18 protein-coding genes and 1 tRNA gene are annotated in these 13555 nt (G+C 65.0%); 9 read left to right on the top strand and 10 right to left on the bottom strand.

From position 1 onward, the window contains the following. Positions 1–103: 103 nt before the first annotated feature. The 5 genes from AC07U1_RS12220 (at position 104) to AC07U1_RS12200 (ending at position 2266) form a co-directional block, all read left to right on the top strand. A complete protein-coding gene (locus AC07U1_RS12220) occupies positions 104–706 on the top strand; it encodes a PadR family transcriptional regulator (RefSeq protein ID WP_495197704.1) in 603 nt (200 codons plus the stop codon). A 12-nt stretch (positions 707–718) separates the two neighbouring features. Then, the gene (locus AC07U1_RS12215; protein WP_495176326.1) at positions 719–1039 is read left to right on the top strand and encodes a DUF2218 domain-containing protein; all 321 of its coding nucleotides are present in this window, start codon (positions 719–721) and stop codon (positions 1037–1039) included. 89 nt (positions 1040–1128) lie between these two features. Further along, a complete protein-coding gene (locus AC07U1_RS12210; protein WP_495176327.1) occupies positions 1129–1656 on the top strand; it encodes a DUF2975 domain-containing protein in 528 nt (175 codons plus the stop codon). Continuing rightward, complete coding sequence (locus tag AC07U1_RS12205; RefSeq protein ID WP_187138910.1) at positions 1656–1865, top strand: helix-turn-helix domain-containing protein; 210 nt, start codon at positions 1656–1658, stop codon at positions 1863–1865. Before AC07U1_RS12210 ends, AC07U1_RS12205 begins: the two co-directional genes overlap by 1 nt. Positions 1866–2005: 140 nt before the next feature. Continuing rightward, on the top strand, positions 2006–2266 hold the full coding sequence (locus AC07U1_RS12200) for a TFIIB-type zinc ribbon-containing protein (RefSeq protein ID WP_410468136.1): 261 nt from the start codon (positions 2006–2008) through the stop codon (positions 2264–2266). 3 nt (positions 2267–2269) lie between these two features. Here AC07U1_RS12200 and AC07U1_RS12195 read toward each other — a convergent pair whose 3' ends face one another. From AC07U1_RS12195 to AC07U1_RS12185, 3 genes are read right to left on the bottom strand one after another with little or no spacing between them, the layout of a single operon-like run. Continuing rightward, complete coding sequence (locus AC07U1_RS12195; protein ID WP_495176328.1) at positions 2270–3667, bottom strand: amino acid permease; 1398 nt, start codon at positions 3665–3667, stop codon at positions 2270–2272. 60 nt (positions 3668–3727) lie between these two features. Beyond that, positions 3728–4366 (bottom strand): YoaK family protein, encoded by a 639-nt coding sequence (locus AC07U1_RS12190; protein WP_495176329.1) that lies wholly within the window; start codon positions 4364–4366, stop codon positions 3728–3730. A gap of 4 nt (positions 4367–4370) precedes the next feature. After that, positions 4371–4658 carry a 4a-hydroxytetrahydrobiopterin dehydratase gene (locus tag AC07U1_RS12185; protein WP_495176330.1) on the bottom strand — a complete coding sequence of 96 codons (288 nt, stop codon included), beginning with the start codon at positions 4656–4658 and terminating at the stop codon, positions 4371–4373. 53 nt (positions 4659–4711) lie between these two features. On the opposite strand from AC07U1_RS12185, the gene AC07U1_RS12180 reads away from it, so the two are divergent. Genes AC07U1_RS12180 through AC07U1_RS12170 form a run of 3 tightly spaced genes read left to right on the top strand, consistent with a single transcriptional unit; the run spans position 4712 to position 6365 of the window. Next, positions 4712–5140, top strand: coding sequence for a metallopeptidase family protein (locus AC07U1_RS12180; RefSeq protein ID WP_495176331.1), 429 nt, complete (start codon positions 4712–4714; stop codon positions 5138–5140). Then, entirely contained in the window at positions 5137–5721 is a 585-nt protein-coding gene (gene ccmA, locus AC07U1_RS12175) for a heme ABC exporter ATP-binding protein CcmA (protein ID WP_495176332.1), read from the top strand. The genes AC07U1_RS12180 and ccmA overlap by 4 nt, the downstream gene beginning before the upstream one ends. After that, a complete protein-coding gene (locus AC07U1_RS12170) occupies positions 5718–6365 on the top strand; it encodes a heme exporter protein CcmB (RefSeq protein WP_495176333.1) in 648 nt (215 codons plus the stop codon). The genes ccmA and AC07U1_RS12170 overlap by 4 nt, the downstream gene beginning before the upstream one ends. Positions 6366–6855: 490 nt before the next feature. On the opposite strand, the gene rplA is transcribed toward AC07U1_RS12170, so the two are convergent. The 6 genes from rplA to AC07U1_RS12140 all read right to left on the bottom strand — a co-directional run bounded on the left by rplA (position 6856) and on the right by AC07U1_RS12140 (position 11380). Beyond that, the gene (rplA, locus tag AC07U1_RS12165) at positions 6856–7554 is read right to left on the bottom strand and encodes a 50S ribosomal protein L1 (protein WP_056348398.1); all 699 of its coding nucleotides are present in this window, start codon (positions 7552–7554) and stop codon (positions 6856–6858) included. Between the two features lie 4 nt (positions 7555–7558). Further along, complete coding sequence (gene rplK, locus AC07U1_RS12160; protein WP_056348400.1) at positions 7559–7990, bottom strand: 50S ribosomal protein L11; 432 nt, start codon at positions 7988–7990, stop codon at positions 7559–7561. A gap of 156 nt (positions 7991–8146) precedes the next feature. After that, positions 8147–9076, bottom strand: coding sequence for an acyl-CoA thioesterase (locus AC07U1_RS12155; RefSeq protein WP_492739053.1), 930 nt, complete (start codon positions 9074–9076; stop codon positions 8147–8149). A gap of 40 nt (positions 9077–9116) precedes the next feature. After that, entirely contained in the window at positions 9117–9653 is a 537-nt protein-coding gene (nusG, locus tag AC07U1_RS12150; protein ID WP_056348403.1) for a transcription termination/antitermination protein NusG, read from the bottom strand. A gap of 30 nt (positions 9654–9683) precedes the next feature. Then, complete coding sequence (gene secE / locus AC07U1_RS12145) at positions 9684–9881, bottom strand: preprotein translocase subunit SecE (protein WP_056348406.1); 198 nt, start codon at positions 9879–9881, stop codon at positions 9684–9686. A 182-nt stretch (positions 9882–10063) separates the two neighbouring features. Then, positions 10064–11380, bottom strand: a complete 1317-nt coding sequence (locus AC07U1_RS12140; RefSeq protein ID WP_495176334.1) for an MFS transporter — start codon at positions 11378–11380, stop codon at positions 10064–10066. Positions 11381–11573: 193 nt separating this feature from the next. On the opposite strand from AC07U1_RS12140, the gene AC07U1_RS12135 reads away from it, so the two are divergent. Beyond that, on the top strand, positions 11574–13202 hold the full coding sequence (locus tag AC07U1_RS12135) for an alkaline phosphatase family protein (RefSeq protein ID WP_495176335.1): 1629 nt from the start codon (positions 11574–11576) through the stop codon (positions 13200–13202). Between the two features lie 251 nt (positions 13203–13453). On the opposite strand, the gene AC07U1_RS12130 is transcribed toward AC07U1_RS12135, so the two are convergent. Continuing rightward, positions 13454–13529, bottom strand: a tRNA-Trp gene (locus tag AC07U1_RS12130). Between the last annotated feature and the right edge of the window lie 26 nt (positions 13530–13555).

Here is a 13555-nt window from a genome sequence, read left to right as displayed (position 1 = left end):
AAAGCCGCAGGATCATGTCCGGAAAATTTGCGGACGCCCCCCTTGTGTAGCTATTCATAAGATATATCTTAGAGCTATCTGAAACAGCTCTAAGGACTATATGATGTTTCACGGAAAGATGGAGGGGCGCGGCTGCGGCATGCGCCGCGCTATGCACAACGGCGGACACGGACGGGGCTTCGGCCATGGACGCGGCTTCGGCGGTCGCCACGGACATGGAGGCGGCGACGATGGCCGCCGGTCGCGGCGGCGGATGTTCGACAGCGGCGAACTGCGGCTGGTGCTGCTCCGGCTGATCGCCGACGAACCGCGCCATGGCTATGACCTGATCCGCCGGATCGAGGAACTGACCAGCGGGGCCTATGCCCCCAGCCCCGGGGTCATCTACCCAACCCTCACCCTGCTCGACGACATGGGCCAGATCGCCGCGCAGCAAAGCGAAGGCGCCAAGAGATTGTTCGCGATTACGCCAGATGGCGCGGTCGAACTCGACGCGAACAAGGATATCGTCGAAGCGCTGCTCGCGCGGCTGGCCGAGGTCGGCGAAGAGCGGCAGCGCACCGATGGCGGATCGGTCCGCCGCGCGATGGGCAATCTGCGCCAGGTGTTGCTCAATCGGCTCGGCGACCGCGACATCGACGAGGCAAGGCTGCACGAAGTCGTCGCGCTGATCGACGAAGCCGCGCAGAAGATCGAACGGCTGTAAGGAGCAACGGATATGACGATATCGGCAACCGCCAGCGTGCCCACCGCGCATGCCGGCAAATATCTCCAGCAACTGTGCAAGCATTGGCAGCACAACCTAGCGGTCGAATTCACCGCCGATCATGGCACGGTGACCTTTCCCAAGGACGCTCGCGGCGCCGAGTGGCCGGGCGACGGGCTGGTGACCTTCGATGCCGGCACGGATGCGCTGGCGGTCCGCATCGATGCCAGCATCGACGGCCAGCTCGAGGGTTTGAAGGGTGCCGTGGCGCGCCACCTCGATCGCTTCGCCTTCCGCGAAGCGCCGCTGACGTTCGACTGGCAGGCGGCCTAGGCCCGAAATATCGTTTTTCGATAATATCGATTGACGATAAGGACGACTCGCGATATTGTTCTTCGATAAACAACCTATCGGAGAACGATATGCCCGCTCAACATTCCACATTGCTTGGGGTCACCCGCGGCCTGCTCTGGCTCATGCTGGGGCTGGTGGCGGCGGCCACCGTGCTCGTGCTCGTAGTCGGCATCGCGCTGGTCGCCGCCTGGCCCGACGTGATGGTCGAGCTGAAGAACAACAAGGTCTTTGTCGACCCCGGCATCATCCAGTCGCAACTGCTCTGGATGATGGCCGTGCTGGCGGCGATCCTGGCGGTTGCCGTCTATGTGCTGCGCCAGTTGCAGGCACTGGTCGCCAGCGCCGCGACCGGCGATCCCTTCGTCCCCGCGAATACTCGGCGCCTCCGCCGTATCGGCTGGGGCCTTGTCGCGGCGCAGCTGCTGGCGATCCCGCTCCACATGATCGCGAGCAGCGTCGCGGCGGCGCACAGCGAATTTGCCGGCATGGGCGGGCTGTCTCTGAACAACATCCTCGCCATCCTGCTCGCCTTCGTCCTCGCGGCGGTGTTCGAACAGGGCGCGGCGATGCGCGACGAACTGGAAGGAACCGTGTGATGGCGATCGTCGTGAAACTGGACGACCTCCTCCACGCCAAGCGGATGACGCTAACCGACCTGTCCGAGCGCATCGGCATCACGCTGGCCAATCTGTCGATCCTCAAGACCGGCAAGGCCAAAGCGATGCGTTTTTCGACGCTCGAGGCGATCTGCACCGAACTCGGGTGCCAGCCGGGCGACCTGCTCGTCCATGAGGCCGATGGCTGACCGCGCGGGAACGCAAATCCCGCTCCGGCGTTGAGATGAAAGGCGGTCGCTTTCGGCCGCGTTTCGCATGTGCCGAGAAAGGAATTTTTGTGACCGATGCCCAAGGGCTGCTTTGCCCGACCTGCCGCGTGAATCTGACGATGTCCGAACGGCAGGGGATCGAGATCGATTATTGCCCGCAATGCCGCGGCGTCTGGCTCGATCGCGGCGAACTCGACAAGATCATCGAGCGCAGCGAAGCCGCGACCGCGCCGCAGCAGCAGGCCGCGCCTCCGCCCCAGCAGCCGCAATATCGCGAGCAGGAATATCGCGGCGGCGAGCGCGGCTATGACGACCGCCACTATGGCAAGCCCTACAAGAAGAATTACAAAAAGAGCTTCCTGAGCGAGCTTTTCGACTGACGATCAGCCCGCGACGGCATTTCGCCGGGCATAGAGGAAATAGACGCCCAGCCCGGCGATATTCCAGATGAAGAACCAGATCTGGGTCTGCGCCGGCAGGCTGAAGAAAAGATAGATGCAGCCGAGCACCGCGATGCCGCCGACCACCCAGGGCAGCGGCGTGCGGAAGGTGCGCGGCGCATCGGGCGCGCGGACACGCATGATCAGCATGCAGACCGAAACGGCGGTGAAAGCCGCGAGCGTGCCGGCATTGGCCAGCGCGGCCAGCTCGTCGAGCGGGATGAAGCCCGCGAGTACCGCGACGACAAGGGCGGTGAAGATGGTGATGCGCACCGGCGAACCCCGCTCCGACAGCTTGGCGAGGCCCTTGGGCAGCAGGCCGTCGCGCGCCATGGTGAAGAAGATGCGGCTCTGGCCGTAGAAAAACGCGAGAATGACGGTCGGCAGCGCGACGACTGCCGAAACGCCCAGATAATAGGCCGCGTTCGGGCTGCCCAGATCGCGCAGGATCAGCGCCAGCGGCTCGGGACTGTTGGCGAATTTGCTGTAGGAAATGGCGCCGACCGCCGCGACCGCCACGGCGACATAGATCAGCACGCAAACGATCATCGACCCGACGATGCCGATCTTGAGGTCGCGGTCGGGGTCTTTCGCTTCCTCGGCGGCGGTCGCGATCGCATCGAAGCCGTAGAAGGCGAAGAAGATGATCGCCGCCGCCGCCATCACCCCGCGCTCGACCCCGTCGGGGCCGATATGCTTGGCAAAGCCATAGGGGCTGAACGGTTCGAGATTGGCGGCGTCGAAGGCGGGCAGCGCCACCGCGACGAACACCGCCAGCGCGATGATCTTGACGACGACGAGGATCGCATTGACCGTCGCGCTTTCGCGCGTACCGAACAGCAGCATGCCCGCGACGAGGGCGATGATCGCGATCGCCGGCAGGTTGACGATGCCGCCAAGTTCGGGACCCTGCATCAGCGCCATCGGGACGTCCGCCCACGCCTGGAGCAGCGGCGCCGCATAGCCCGACCAGCCGACCGCGACCGCGCTGACCACCAACGAATATTCGAGGATCAGGCTCCAGCCGACGATCCAGGCGATGAGTTCGCCGATCACGACATAGCTGTAGGTATAGGCGCTGCCCGAGGCGGGGATCATCGTCGCCATTTCGGCATAGGCGAGCGCGGCGCAGGCGCAGATCAGCCCCGCGACGGCAAAGGACAGGATGACCGCGGGTCCCGCCTTGTCGGCACCGACGCCGATCAGCGTCAGGATGCCGGTGCCGACGATCGCACCGACGCCCAGGGCGACGAGATGCGGCCAGCCGAGCGTGCGCGCGAGCCTGTGCCCCTCCTGCTGTTCCGGAACGATGGTTTTGCGGCGCAGCAGGCTGTCGGTCATTCGGGCTCCCCTATTTTCGTTGCTTGTGAAACGGGATCGGGGAGAAGGCAAGCGGAGCCGTCAGCCCGGGCGCGCCACCCCATGCGCCCGCGCCGCCAGCCCCGCCGCCAACAGCACCGCCAGCGCGTAAGCGAGCGGCGCCGACCACAGGACCACCCGCGCCCCGGCGACCGCGCCGGCAACCAGCGCCGCCCACAGCCAAAGATGCGCGAGCCAGCGCCCGTCGCCCGTACCGCGCAGCGCGTTGGCGATCTTGTGTCCCATCTGCACCAGCGTGCCGGTCATGTAGGTGACGCCGACGACGGCGCCGTCCTGTCCCTCGATCGCGGCGTTGACGACCCCCATGGCGAAGGCGAGGCAAAGGACTGGCGGCCAGCCGGGAAGGATGAAACGCAGTCCGATCGCCAGCACGAGCAGCAGCGCGACGAGCGCGAGCACGCAAGGCGACCGCCGCGAACCGGCACGCGCGGCAACGAGCGAGCCCGTCACCACCCCCGCGACGAAGGTCGCGATGATGCCGCCCGCGACCATCGCCGCTTCGCTCCATTGGGCGAGACCGACCGCCAGCCGGGTCGAATTGCCCGTCATGAAGGATACGAAAAAGCCCGACGACTCCACAAAGCCGATCGCATCGACGAAACCGGCGAGGATCGCGATACCGACCGCCAGATGTTGATGGGCGCGATCGAAGCGGATCATCGCGTCAGAGCAAAGCCTCGATCGCCTCGGCCAGTTTCGCATCGCGCTCCGACAATCCGTCGGCATCGTGCGTCGTGAGCAGGATGTCGACGCGATTGTGGACGTTCGACCATTCGGGATGATGGTCCATCTTTTCGGCGATGATCGCGACGCTGGCCATGAAGCCGAAGGCTTGCGCGAAATCGGCGAATTTGAAGCGGCGGGTGATCGCGTCGCGCTGCGGCTCGTGTGTCCAGTCGGGAAAGCGCGCCAGCAGGGCATCGCGCGCGGCATCGTCGAGTTTCTGGATCATCGCTTAGTCTCCCCGCTGGTAATGGCGCGATGCTCCCCATAAGGAAGGGCGCGATGAGCGACAAGACCGCCCTTTCCTCTCTTCCTCCCGGCTGGACCGGCACGGCGCCCGATACCGACGCGCTGTTCGCGATGGCCGACGCGGCGCTGGACAGCCTGCCCGCCGTGTTCGCGCCGCATATCCAGGATGTGGTGATCGCGATCGAGGAATTTGCCGACGACGACGTGTTGAAGTCGCTCGACATCGAGCATCCTTACGACCTCACCGGCCTCTACGAAGGCCGCCCGCTGACCGAACGCAGCATCGACGCGAGCGGTGGCATGCCCGACCGCGTCACCCTCTATCGCATCCCGATCCTCGTCGAATGGATCGAGACCGGCGAGAAACTCGACCGGCTGGTGCGCCATGTGCTGATCCACGAAATAGGCCATCATTTCGGCTTTTCCGACGACGATATGCACGCGCTCGAGGACATGGCGTGACAGTATTGCTGCGGCTCGACCGGGTGGCGTGCATCCGCGGCGACCGGCTGTTGTTCGAAGAGCTGTCGCTGGCGCTGGCGCCCGGCGAGGCGCTGTGGCTGCGTGGCCCCAATGGCGCCGGCAAATCGAGCCTGATCCGCGTCGCGGCGGGGCTGCTGCGCGCCGCCGCGGGAACGGTCGAGCGCTTCGGCCGGGTCGCGCTGATCGACGAGGCCGCGGCGCTCGACGCCGAACTGCCGCTGCGCCGCGCGCTCGATTTCTGGGCACGGGTCGATACCGTTGACGGTCATACGGTGGATCGCGCGATGGAAGCGATGGCGCTGCATCCGCTGGCCGAGGTGCCGGTCGCGATGCTGTCGACCGGACAGCGCAAGCGCGCCGCGATGGTCCGGGTGATCGCCAGCGGGGCGCCGATCTGGCTGCTCGACGAGCCCGCCAATGGCATGGACGACGCGGCGCAGGCGCGGCTGGTCGCGGCGATTGCGATGCATCGGGCCAATGGCGGCGCGATCATGCTGGCGTCGCATTTTGCGCTGGGCGTCCCCGATCTGGCCGACCTCGACATGGGGGCGCTGGCATGACGATGCTGATCGCCCTGTTCTGGCGTGACCTGCGGCGGGCATGGGGTAGCGGGGCGCTGTGGCTGCCGGTGCTGTTCTTCCTGCTTGTCGCCACTGCCTTTCCCTTTGCGGTCGGCCCCGATGCCCCTTTGCTCCAGCGCGCGGGCGGCGGGATGGCATGGGTTGCGGCGCTGCTCGCGGCGCTGCTGCCGATCGACCGGCTGGTCCGTCCCGACCGCGATGCCGGGGTGCTCGACCAGCTCGCGGTGCGCGGGGTCGCCGACGAGGTGATCGCGGCGGTGAAGATCGGCGCGCATGCTATCGGCTTCGGCTTGCCGCTGCTCATCGCTCTCCTCCCCGCCTCGGCGCTGCTGGCGCAGGATGCGGGGCGGATGGAGACACTGGCGACGGGGATCGCTATCGCCATCCCCGCCCTCGCCTCGCTGGCGGTGCTGAGCGCGGCGCTGACTGCGGGTCTCAAGGGCGGAAGCGCGATCGGCGGGCTGCTGGTGCTGCCGCTGGCGGTGCCGCTGCTGATCTTTGGCGCCGGCATGCTCGACCCGTCGGGGCGCGGGGCGATCAAGCTGCTGGCGGCGGTGAGCCTGTTGCTCACGGCGATCGGGCCGTTTGCGGCGGGCGCCGCGTTACGAGGCTTGCGCGAATGACAAACGCCGGCGGATCGCGAAAAACCGGCCCGGTTTGGCCTTAAAGCCACAAAAGCCCCGCATGGCCGCGTCGGAATTGTATCCTTTGTGGCTTTAAGCGGGCGATGGAGGACAGGCGTCGTTGCGGGGTTCGGCGGGATAGGCGGGACGGCCATCTCGCAGGGTAGATCATGGCCGAATAAATTAGGAAAGCGGTTTTTGGCGCTGCAGTGACGATGACTGCTCCCGACCAATTGCGGACATAGATCCTCCCTGCGGCAGAGCCGTGGGGAGGGGGACCGCCGCGCAGCGGTGGTGGAGGGGCTGCGGCCTTGCGCCAGCCTTTGACGGCGTCGGCCCCTCCGTCAGCGCTTCGCGCTGCCACCTCCCCATCGCCGCGCGACAGGGAGGATCGGCAAAGTCCGCTTTCCACCCCAAAGCGGCCTTTCGCGCATAAGAAAAGGGCCGGAGTTTCCCCCGGCCCTTCCCTAAATCGTTGCGGTGCCTGAAATCAGGCGCCGGTGACGTCGGCCGTATCGACCTTGACGCCCGGACCCATCGACGACGACAGCGCGATCTTGCGGACGTACTTGCCCTTCGCGCCGGCCGGCTTGGCCTTGACGATCGCGTCGACGAAGGCGTCGAAGTTCTGGCGGAGCTTTTCCTCGCCGAACGACAGCTTGCCGAGGCCGGCGTGGATGATGCCGACCTTTTCGACGCGGAATTCGATCTGACCGCCCTTGGCGGCCTTCACGGCTTCGGCGACGTTCGGGGTCACGGTGCCCAGCTTCGGGTTCGGCATCAGGCCCTTCGGACCCAGCGTCTTGCCGAGGCGGCCGACGATGCCCATCATGTCCGGCGTCGCGATGACGCGGCCATAGTCGAGGTTGCCCGCGAGCATGTCTTCCATCAGGTCTTCGGCACCGACCTTGTCGGCGCCGGCGGCGAGCGCCTTGTCGGCATTGTCGCCGCGCGCGAACACGGCGACCTTGACGTCCTTGCCGGTGCCGGCAGGCAGCGTGACAACGCCGCGGACCATCTGGTCGGCGTGGCGCGGATCGACGCCGAGGTTGATCGCGACCTCGAGCGTTTCGTCGAACTTGGCCGAGGCCAGTTCGCGAACGGTCTTGATCGCTTCGTCGACGGCGTGAAGCTTCAGCGCGTCAACCTTGCCCTCGAGGGCCTTCTGCTTCTTGGTCAGCTTTGCCATCGGATCAGCCCTCCGTCACTTCGAGGCCCATCGAGCGCGCGCTGCCCTCGATGATCTTCGTTGCCTGTTCGAGATCGTTCGCGTTGAGATCCTTCATCTTGATCTCGGCAATTTCGGCGAGCTTCGAGCGCGCGATCTTGCCACCGCTGATCTTGCCGGGTTCCTTCGAGCCCGACTTCAGGTTCGCGGCCTTCTTGATCAGATAGGTCGCCGGGGGAGTCTTGGTGACGAAAGAGAAGCTCTTGTCGGCAAAGACGGTGATGATGGTCGGGGTCGGGGTGCCCTTTTCCATGGAATCGGTCGCAGCGTTGAACGCCTTGCAGAATTCCATGATGTTGACACCGCGCTGGCCGAGTGCCGGCCCGAGCGGCGGCGAGGGGTTTGCGGTCCCTGCCGGAACTTGCAGCTTGATGTAGCCGCTAATCTTCTTAGCCATGATGGCCTCCTATCTTTCTGTCGACTTTCCCGAGGGGAAAGCCTCAAAATTAGCGGTCAAGCAGAAGGGCATCACCCCTTCCTCCCGCGCGGAATCACGCCCGTGTCTGGCGCGAAGCGGCGCCGTTAGACGGAAACGAGCACGAAAGCAAGGTTTTTAGCCCTGCGGAACAAGGCGCAGCAGCCCCTCCTGCACCGCCGATGCGATCAGCGTGCCATCGCGGCGATAGATCGAACCGCGATTGATGCCGCGACTGCCGCCCGACCAGTCGCTGTCCATCACATAGACGAACCATTCGTCGACGCGCACATCGTCGTGGAACCACATTGCATGGTCGAGGCTGGTCGAAAACAGGCCGGGCGTCGACCAGTTGAGCCCGTGCGGCAGCATCGCCGACGACAGCAGCCCCATGTCCGAGGCGAAGGCGAGGAAACCCTGATGGACGAGCGGGTCGTCGCCGATCGGCGCGGCGGCGCGAAACCATTGATAATGCTGCGTCGCCTTCGCCGCGGCGGGCGGGCGATAGTTGCGCAGTTCGAACGGACGGCGCCGCGCCATATGGTTGAACGACTCCTCCGACACATTCGGGTCGGCGGCGATCGTTTCGAGGAAATCCTGGCACTCTTCGGGCGGCAACAGATCGGGCATCGCGACCTGATGCGCGAAGCCCGGCGTCGGTTTCTGGAACGAGGCGGTGAGGTTGAAGATCACCTTGCCGTCCTGTCGCACCACGACGCGGCGGTTGGCGAAGCTGCGCCCGTCGAAGTCGCGGTGAACACGGAAATGCAGCGGCTTGGTCTCGTCGCCGCCGCGCAGGAAATAGGCGTGCAGCGAATGGACCCGCTTGTCGGGATCGACGGTGCGCGCCGCCGCGACCATCGCCTGCGCGATCACCTGACCGCCGAAGATGCGGTCGCGCGCGGTGGTTGCGAGCGCGGGAAAGGTGAATTCGTCCTCGACCCCGGGCACGGCATCGAGGTCGAACAGACGCGCGACGGCACCCACCACGTCGCCGACATCGACGCTGGCGTTGATCGCGCGGGCACGGTCGATGCGGGCCTGAATCGCGTCGGGAGTCAGCCCCATAAACCTGTCCGTTCCTGAAGGAGAGCGACGGCGCGAGCCGTCACTTCATGCGCTCAACCTGCTCGAAGTCGAGTTCGACCGGGGTCGCACGACCGAAGATCGACACGCTGACCTTGACGCGTGCCTTTTCGAAATCGAGCTCCTCGACCAGCCCGTTGAAGCTGGCGAAGGGACCGTCGAGCACCTTGACCTGGTCGCCGATTTCGTAATCGACGCGGATTTCCTGCTTCGGACGGGCCGCGGCCTCTTCCTTGCTGTTCAGGATGCGCGCGGCTTCGGCTTCGCTGATCGCCTGCGGCTTGCCCATCGAACCGAGGAAGCCCGTCACCTTCGGGGTGTTCTTGACGAGGTGATAGACGTCGTCGGTCATCGTCAGCTTGGCGAGCACATAGCCGGGGAAGAATTTCCGCTCGGCCTGCACCTTTTTGCCGCGCTTGACCTCGGTGACGGTCTCGACCGGGACCTCGACCGATTCGACGAGTTGGGTCAGGCCCATGCGCTCGGCTTCGGCGATCACCGAATCGCGGACCTTGTTCTCGAAACCCGAATAGGCGTGAATGATGTACCAGCGCGCCATGTCTATACTATCCCTGTAAGCCTGCGCGGATCAGCGCGCGAGCGACGTCAGCCAGGTGACGATCGCGTTGAAAACCGTGTCGACGCCGAGGAAGAAGAACGCCAGGATCGTGGTCATGATCAGCACCAGGATCGTCGTCTGCATCGTCTCGCGGCCCGTGGGCCAAACGATCTTGCGCGCTTCATCCTTCACCTGATTGATGAATTGGCTCGGGCTGGTCTTCGCCATGATCGTCCTAATCCTCTAAGCGTCCGAATATCGGGCAGATGGGTTGCCGCCCGCCGCGCGTCAACCGTGCTTTGGGCAATAGTCCGCCCACCCTCCCCGAGCATGTCGGCGAAAGGCGGAAGGAAAACGGCGCATCTGTCCGAATGCTGCGGCCTTTACTTGCGCCCGGGAGCGATTGCAAGTCAAAGGCGGGGTGCGGCGTGGGACATGTGGCGGCGCATGAAAAGCAACAGCACGATCATGATCGCCCAGCTGGCCACCGGCTGGAACACGAACAGCAGATGCAGCGCGCCCGCCGATGCCCTGCCGTCCTGCGGATCGAAACCGACGAGGCCGAGCAGCGCGTAGCTGACCGCGATGGCGGCGGCGACGCCGAACTTCTGCATCAGGTTCAAAAGCGCGAACAGAAAGGCCGAGCGGCCGCGCCCGCAGCGCGCCGCGTCGCGCGGAACGAGGTCGGCGAGCATCGAATAGATGAACAGCAGGCCGACGAAGCCGGTCCCGAGCAGCAGCGAGAAGCCCGCCGCCTGCGCCAGCCCGCGCGGTTGCTGGGCCAGCGTCGCGAGCAACAAGCCCGAAATCAGCAGCGCCATCGCGATCATCGTCACCGGCTTGCCGAACCGACGCGCGAGGAAGGTCCACACCGGCGAGGCGATGGCACCGCCGATGAAGCTCGCGAACAGCAGGATCGCACTTTGCGCATCGAGGTCGAGCACCGCGGCGGCGAAAAAGACGAAGAGCGAGGTCAGGGATCCGAAAGCGAAGCTGTTGAGGAACTGGACCCCGAACAGCAGCATCAGCGGCGGAAACCCTAGCGAAACGCGAATCTCGTTTCGCCAGCCGATCCCCGGTTCGGCGACGATGGTGCGCGGCGGCACGCGCCCGATCGCGAACAGCGCGATCGGCACCATCACGAGGAACAGGCTGGCATAGGCCATGATCCGTCCCTGCAGACTGATGCCCGGCATCGCGATCTGCGCCGCCGCCGGAGCGGCAAAGGCGGCGATCAGCGCGATCTTCGCGAACCAATCGCGCATGCCATAGAGCAAGGCGCTGTCGGCGGGCGAACGCACCAGTGCCGAACCCCACGACAATTGCGCGACCTCGTAGAGGCTGTAGCTCGAATAGAAGAAGACCATCAGCAGGAACAGCGCCGCGAACGGCAGGCTGTCGCCGACCGTCACGATGGTGACGAGCAGCAGCGCCAGCGGCACCAGCGCGAGCAGCATCCAGCGCCGATGGGCGCCGAGGCCGGTGCGGACGCGGTCGATCATCGTACCGATCAGCGGATCGACCACCCCGTCCCAGATGGTGGTGAGCGAAAAGAGCAGCCCGACGAGGCCCACCGCGATCACGCCGCCTTCGGCGATATAGGGCGGCAGATAGACGCTGAACGGCAGGCTCAGGATCGCAGTCGGCCCCGCAGTTGCGGCATAGGCGGCAACGGTGCGCGGGCGCAGCGACGCCTCGGGCGCGTCGCCGGCCGGCGCGGGAATCACGGAGACGGACGGCGCCGTCGAAGCCTGCTGCTCTGCCACGTCGCCTTGTCTCCGATCCCGCCGCGAAGCTTTCAGCAATTGACACTCATGTCAACAAACGAACGGTGCCATTTTCGATTGCCGTGCCCGGCACATCGGCCCACATGTCGATGAAAATATCGGGCGCATGTGTTTCATTCCGGGGGGATCAACCATGTCCGACGCCGCCAAGGCCGCGATCACCAACATCTTCGTCCTGATGCTGGAAAATCATTCGTTCGACAATATGCTCGGCCGGTCGGGGATTCCCGGGCTGCGCGTCGCGCCGGCGGACGCCAGCAACAGCTATGACGGGCAGACCTACAAGGTCAAAAGCCCTGCCCCCTGGTGCATGACCACCGATCCCGGCCACGAATATCTCGACGCGCTGCAACAATTATGCGGCAAGGACGCGTTCGGCCGCTTCGTGAAGAAATGCGGCAGGGAGGCGCGCGGCTTCATCGAATGCGCGGGGTGCAGCTATCCGCCGGTCGACAATTCGGGCTTTGTCAGCAGCTATGCAACATCGGTGAGCGAAGACACGGGGACGCCGCAGCCCGGGAATATCGGCGACATCATGGCCTGTTTCGACACGCCGGCCCAATTGCCCGTCCTGTACACGCTGGCAACCGAATTTGCGGTGTGCGACGCATGGCATTCGGCGCTGCCCGGACCGACCTGGCCCAATCGTTTCTTCGTCCACGGCGCCTCGTCGTCGGGAATGAACATCAGCCCCAGCTTCGGCGACGAAGCCGAATGGGAGGCGTGGCGCGGACTGGGTTTCGAATATGCCAATGGCTCGATCTACGACGCGCTCGATGCCAGGCAGCATCAATGGAAGCTGTACCAGGACAAGGACAATGGTTTCAGCGACCGGCCGTCGCACTGGGATCAGGGCGGCTGGATTTCGCAGGTCGCGGCGATCAAGAACATTGGCCTCGAACGCATCGATAACCTGACCAAATTCGCGGACGACATCAACGCGCGGGATGACGACGGCAAGCCGAGCTACATCCGATACCCCTATACCTTCATCGAGCCCAATTTCGGCGCCAGCTTCTTTTCGCCGCAACCCGGCGGCGACGGCAAGGGCCCGCGCTACACGGGGGGATCGTCGCAGCATCCCGAGGATAATTGCTATGGCGGCGAGGGGCTGATCAAATATGTCTATGAGACGATCCGCAATTCGCCGGTCTGGGAGACCAGCCTGCTGATCATCGTCTATGACGAGCATGGCGGCTTCTATGACAGCGCGGGGATCCCAGAAGCGGCCGAACCCGGCGACCATATCCATGCCAAGGACCGCAAGCTCAACGAATATTGCTTCGATTTCAGCGTTCTCGGCGTCCGCGTCCCGGCGGTGATCGTGTCGCCCTGGATCGCGAAGGGTCATGTCGATCACACCCGCTATGACCATAGTTCGGTGCTCGCCACGCTGACGCGCAAATTGGGCATGGGGCCATTGACCAAACGCGATACCGCCGCCGCCGACCTGTGGCCGCTGCTGACCGAAAGCGCGCCGCGCAGCGATTGCCCGACGACGCTGCCCGACCCGGTCCTCCCGCCGCAGGGAAGCGACTATGAGACCGGCGCGGCGCCCGACAATCGGCACGAACAGCCGCTGCCGCGATCGGGCAATGCGGTCGGTTTCCTGCATGTGCTGCTCAAGACCGAGATCAAGCTCGCGCAAAAATGCGGCGGCCGCGCAGCCGAGGACATCATCGCCGATTTCCGGAAGATCGAGACCCACGCCGATGCCAGCGCCTATGTCGGCAAGGTGAAGGCGATGCTTGACGCGCTTTAACTCGGCGACGCGACCTGCATCAGCACGAGGCCGGCGACGATCAGCAGCGCCGCGACGATGGTCAACGCCGATGCGGCGGGACGCGTGAGCCGTCCGATTGCTTTATCGAAAAAGCCCAGACGATTACGAGCAGGCCGGCGATTGTCAGATAGATCCAGGCCTTGGGTGGCAGCCTATTCAACGGGCTGCCGGGCTGTTCCGGCCTTGAAGGACCGTGAACGCGGGCGAGGACGTGACCTCCGTCGGCGGCCTGGCAGGGGCAGTAGGACTCGAACCTACGACCCTCGGTTTTGGAGACCGATGCTCTACCAACTGAGCTATACCCCTAGGCCGGAGTGCGCCATTAGCGGGAC

The sequence above is a fragment of the Sphingopyxis sp. GW821-FHT02C12 genome, from assembly GCF_059421785.1.
This window is presented reverse-complemented; position numbering and strand designations above follow the sequence as displayed.

Bases quoted from the DNA above. Each gene is read 5' to 3' on its own strand.
- AC07U1_RS12155 (WP_492739053.1), bottom strand. From the start codon at position 9,076: ATGGGGCTGACTCCCGACGCGATTCAGGCCCGCATCGACCGTGCCCGC.
- nusG (WP_056348403.1), bottom strand. From the start codon at position 9,653: ATGGCGCGCTGGTACATCATTCACGCCTATTCGGGTTTCGAGAACAAG.
- AC07U1_RS12185 (WP_495176330.1), bottom strand. From the start codon at position 4,658: ATGATCCAGAAACTCGACGATGCCGCGCGCGATGCCCTGCTGGCGCGC.
- AC07U1_RS12215 (WP_495176326.1), top strand. From the start codon at position 719: ATGACGATATCGGCAACCGCCAGCGTGCCCACCGCGCATGCCGGCAAA.
- AC07U1_RS12135 (WP_495176335.1), top strand. From the start codon at position 11,574: ATGTCCGACGCCGCCAAGGCCGCGATCACCAACATCTTCGTCCTGATG.
- AC07U1_RS12205 (WP_187138910.1), top strand. From the start codon at position 1,656: ATGGCGATCGTCGTGAAACTGGACGACCTCCTCCACGCCAAGCGGATG.
- AC07U1_RS12190 (WP_495176329.1), bottom strand. From the start codon at position 4,366: ATGATCCGCTTCGATCGCGCCCATCAACATCTGGCGGTCGGTATCGCG.
- AC07U1_RS12195 (WP_495176328.1), bottom strand. From the start codon at position 3,667: ATGACCGACAGCCTGCTGCGCCGCAAAACCATCGTTCCGGAACAGCAG.
- AC07U1_RS12210 (WP_495176327.1), top strand. From the start codon at position 1,129: ATGCCCGCTCAACATTCCACATTGCTTGGGGTCACCCGCGGCCTGCTC.
- AC07U1_RS12200 (WP_410468136.1), top strand. From the start codon at position 2,006: ATGTCCGAACGGCAGGGGATCGAGATCGATTATTGCCCGCAATGCCGC.
- AC07U1_RS12220 (WP_495197704.1), top strand. From the start codon at position 104: ATGTTTCACGGAAAGATGGAGGGGCGCGGCTGCGGCATGCGCCGCGCT.
- rplK (WP_056348400.1), bottom strand. From the start codon at position 7,990: ATGGCTAAGAAGATTAGCGGCTACATCAAGCTGCAAGTTCCGGCAGGG.
- AC07U1_RS12180 (WP_495176331.1), top strand. From the start codon at position 4,712: ATGAGCGACAAGACCGCCCTTTCCTCTCTTCCTCCCGGCTGGACCGGC.
- AC07U1_RS12170 (WP_495176333.1), top strand. From the start codon at position 5,718: ATGACGATGCTGATCGCCCTGTTCTGGCGTGACCTGCGGCGGGCATGG.
- secE (WP_056348406.1), bottom strand. From the start codon at position 9,881: ATGGCGAAGACCAGCCCGAGCCAATTCATCAATCAGGTGAAGGATGAA.
- rplA (WP_056348398.1), bottom strand. From the start codon at position 7,554: ATGGCAAAGCTGACCAAGAAGCAGAAGGCCCTCGAGGGCAAGGTTGAC.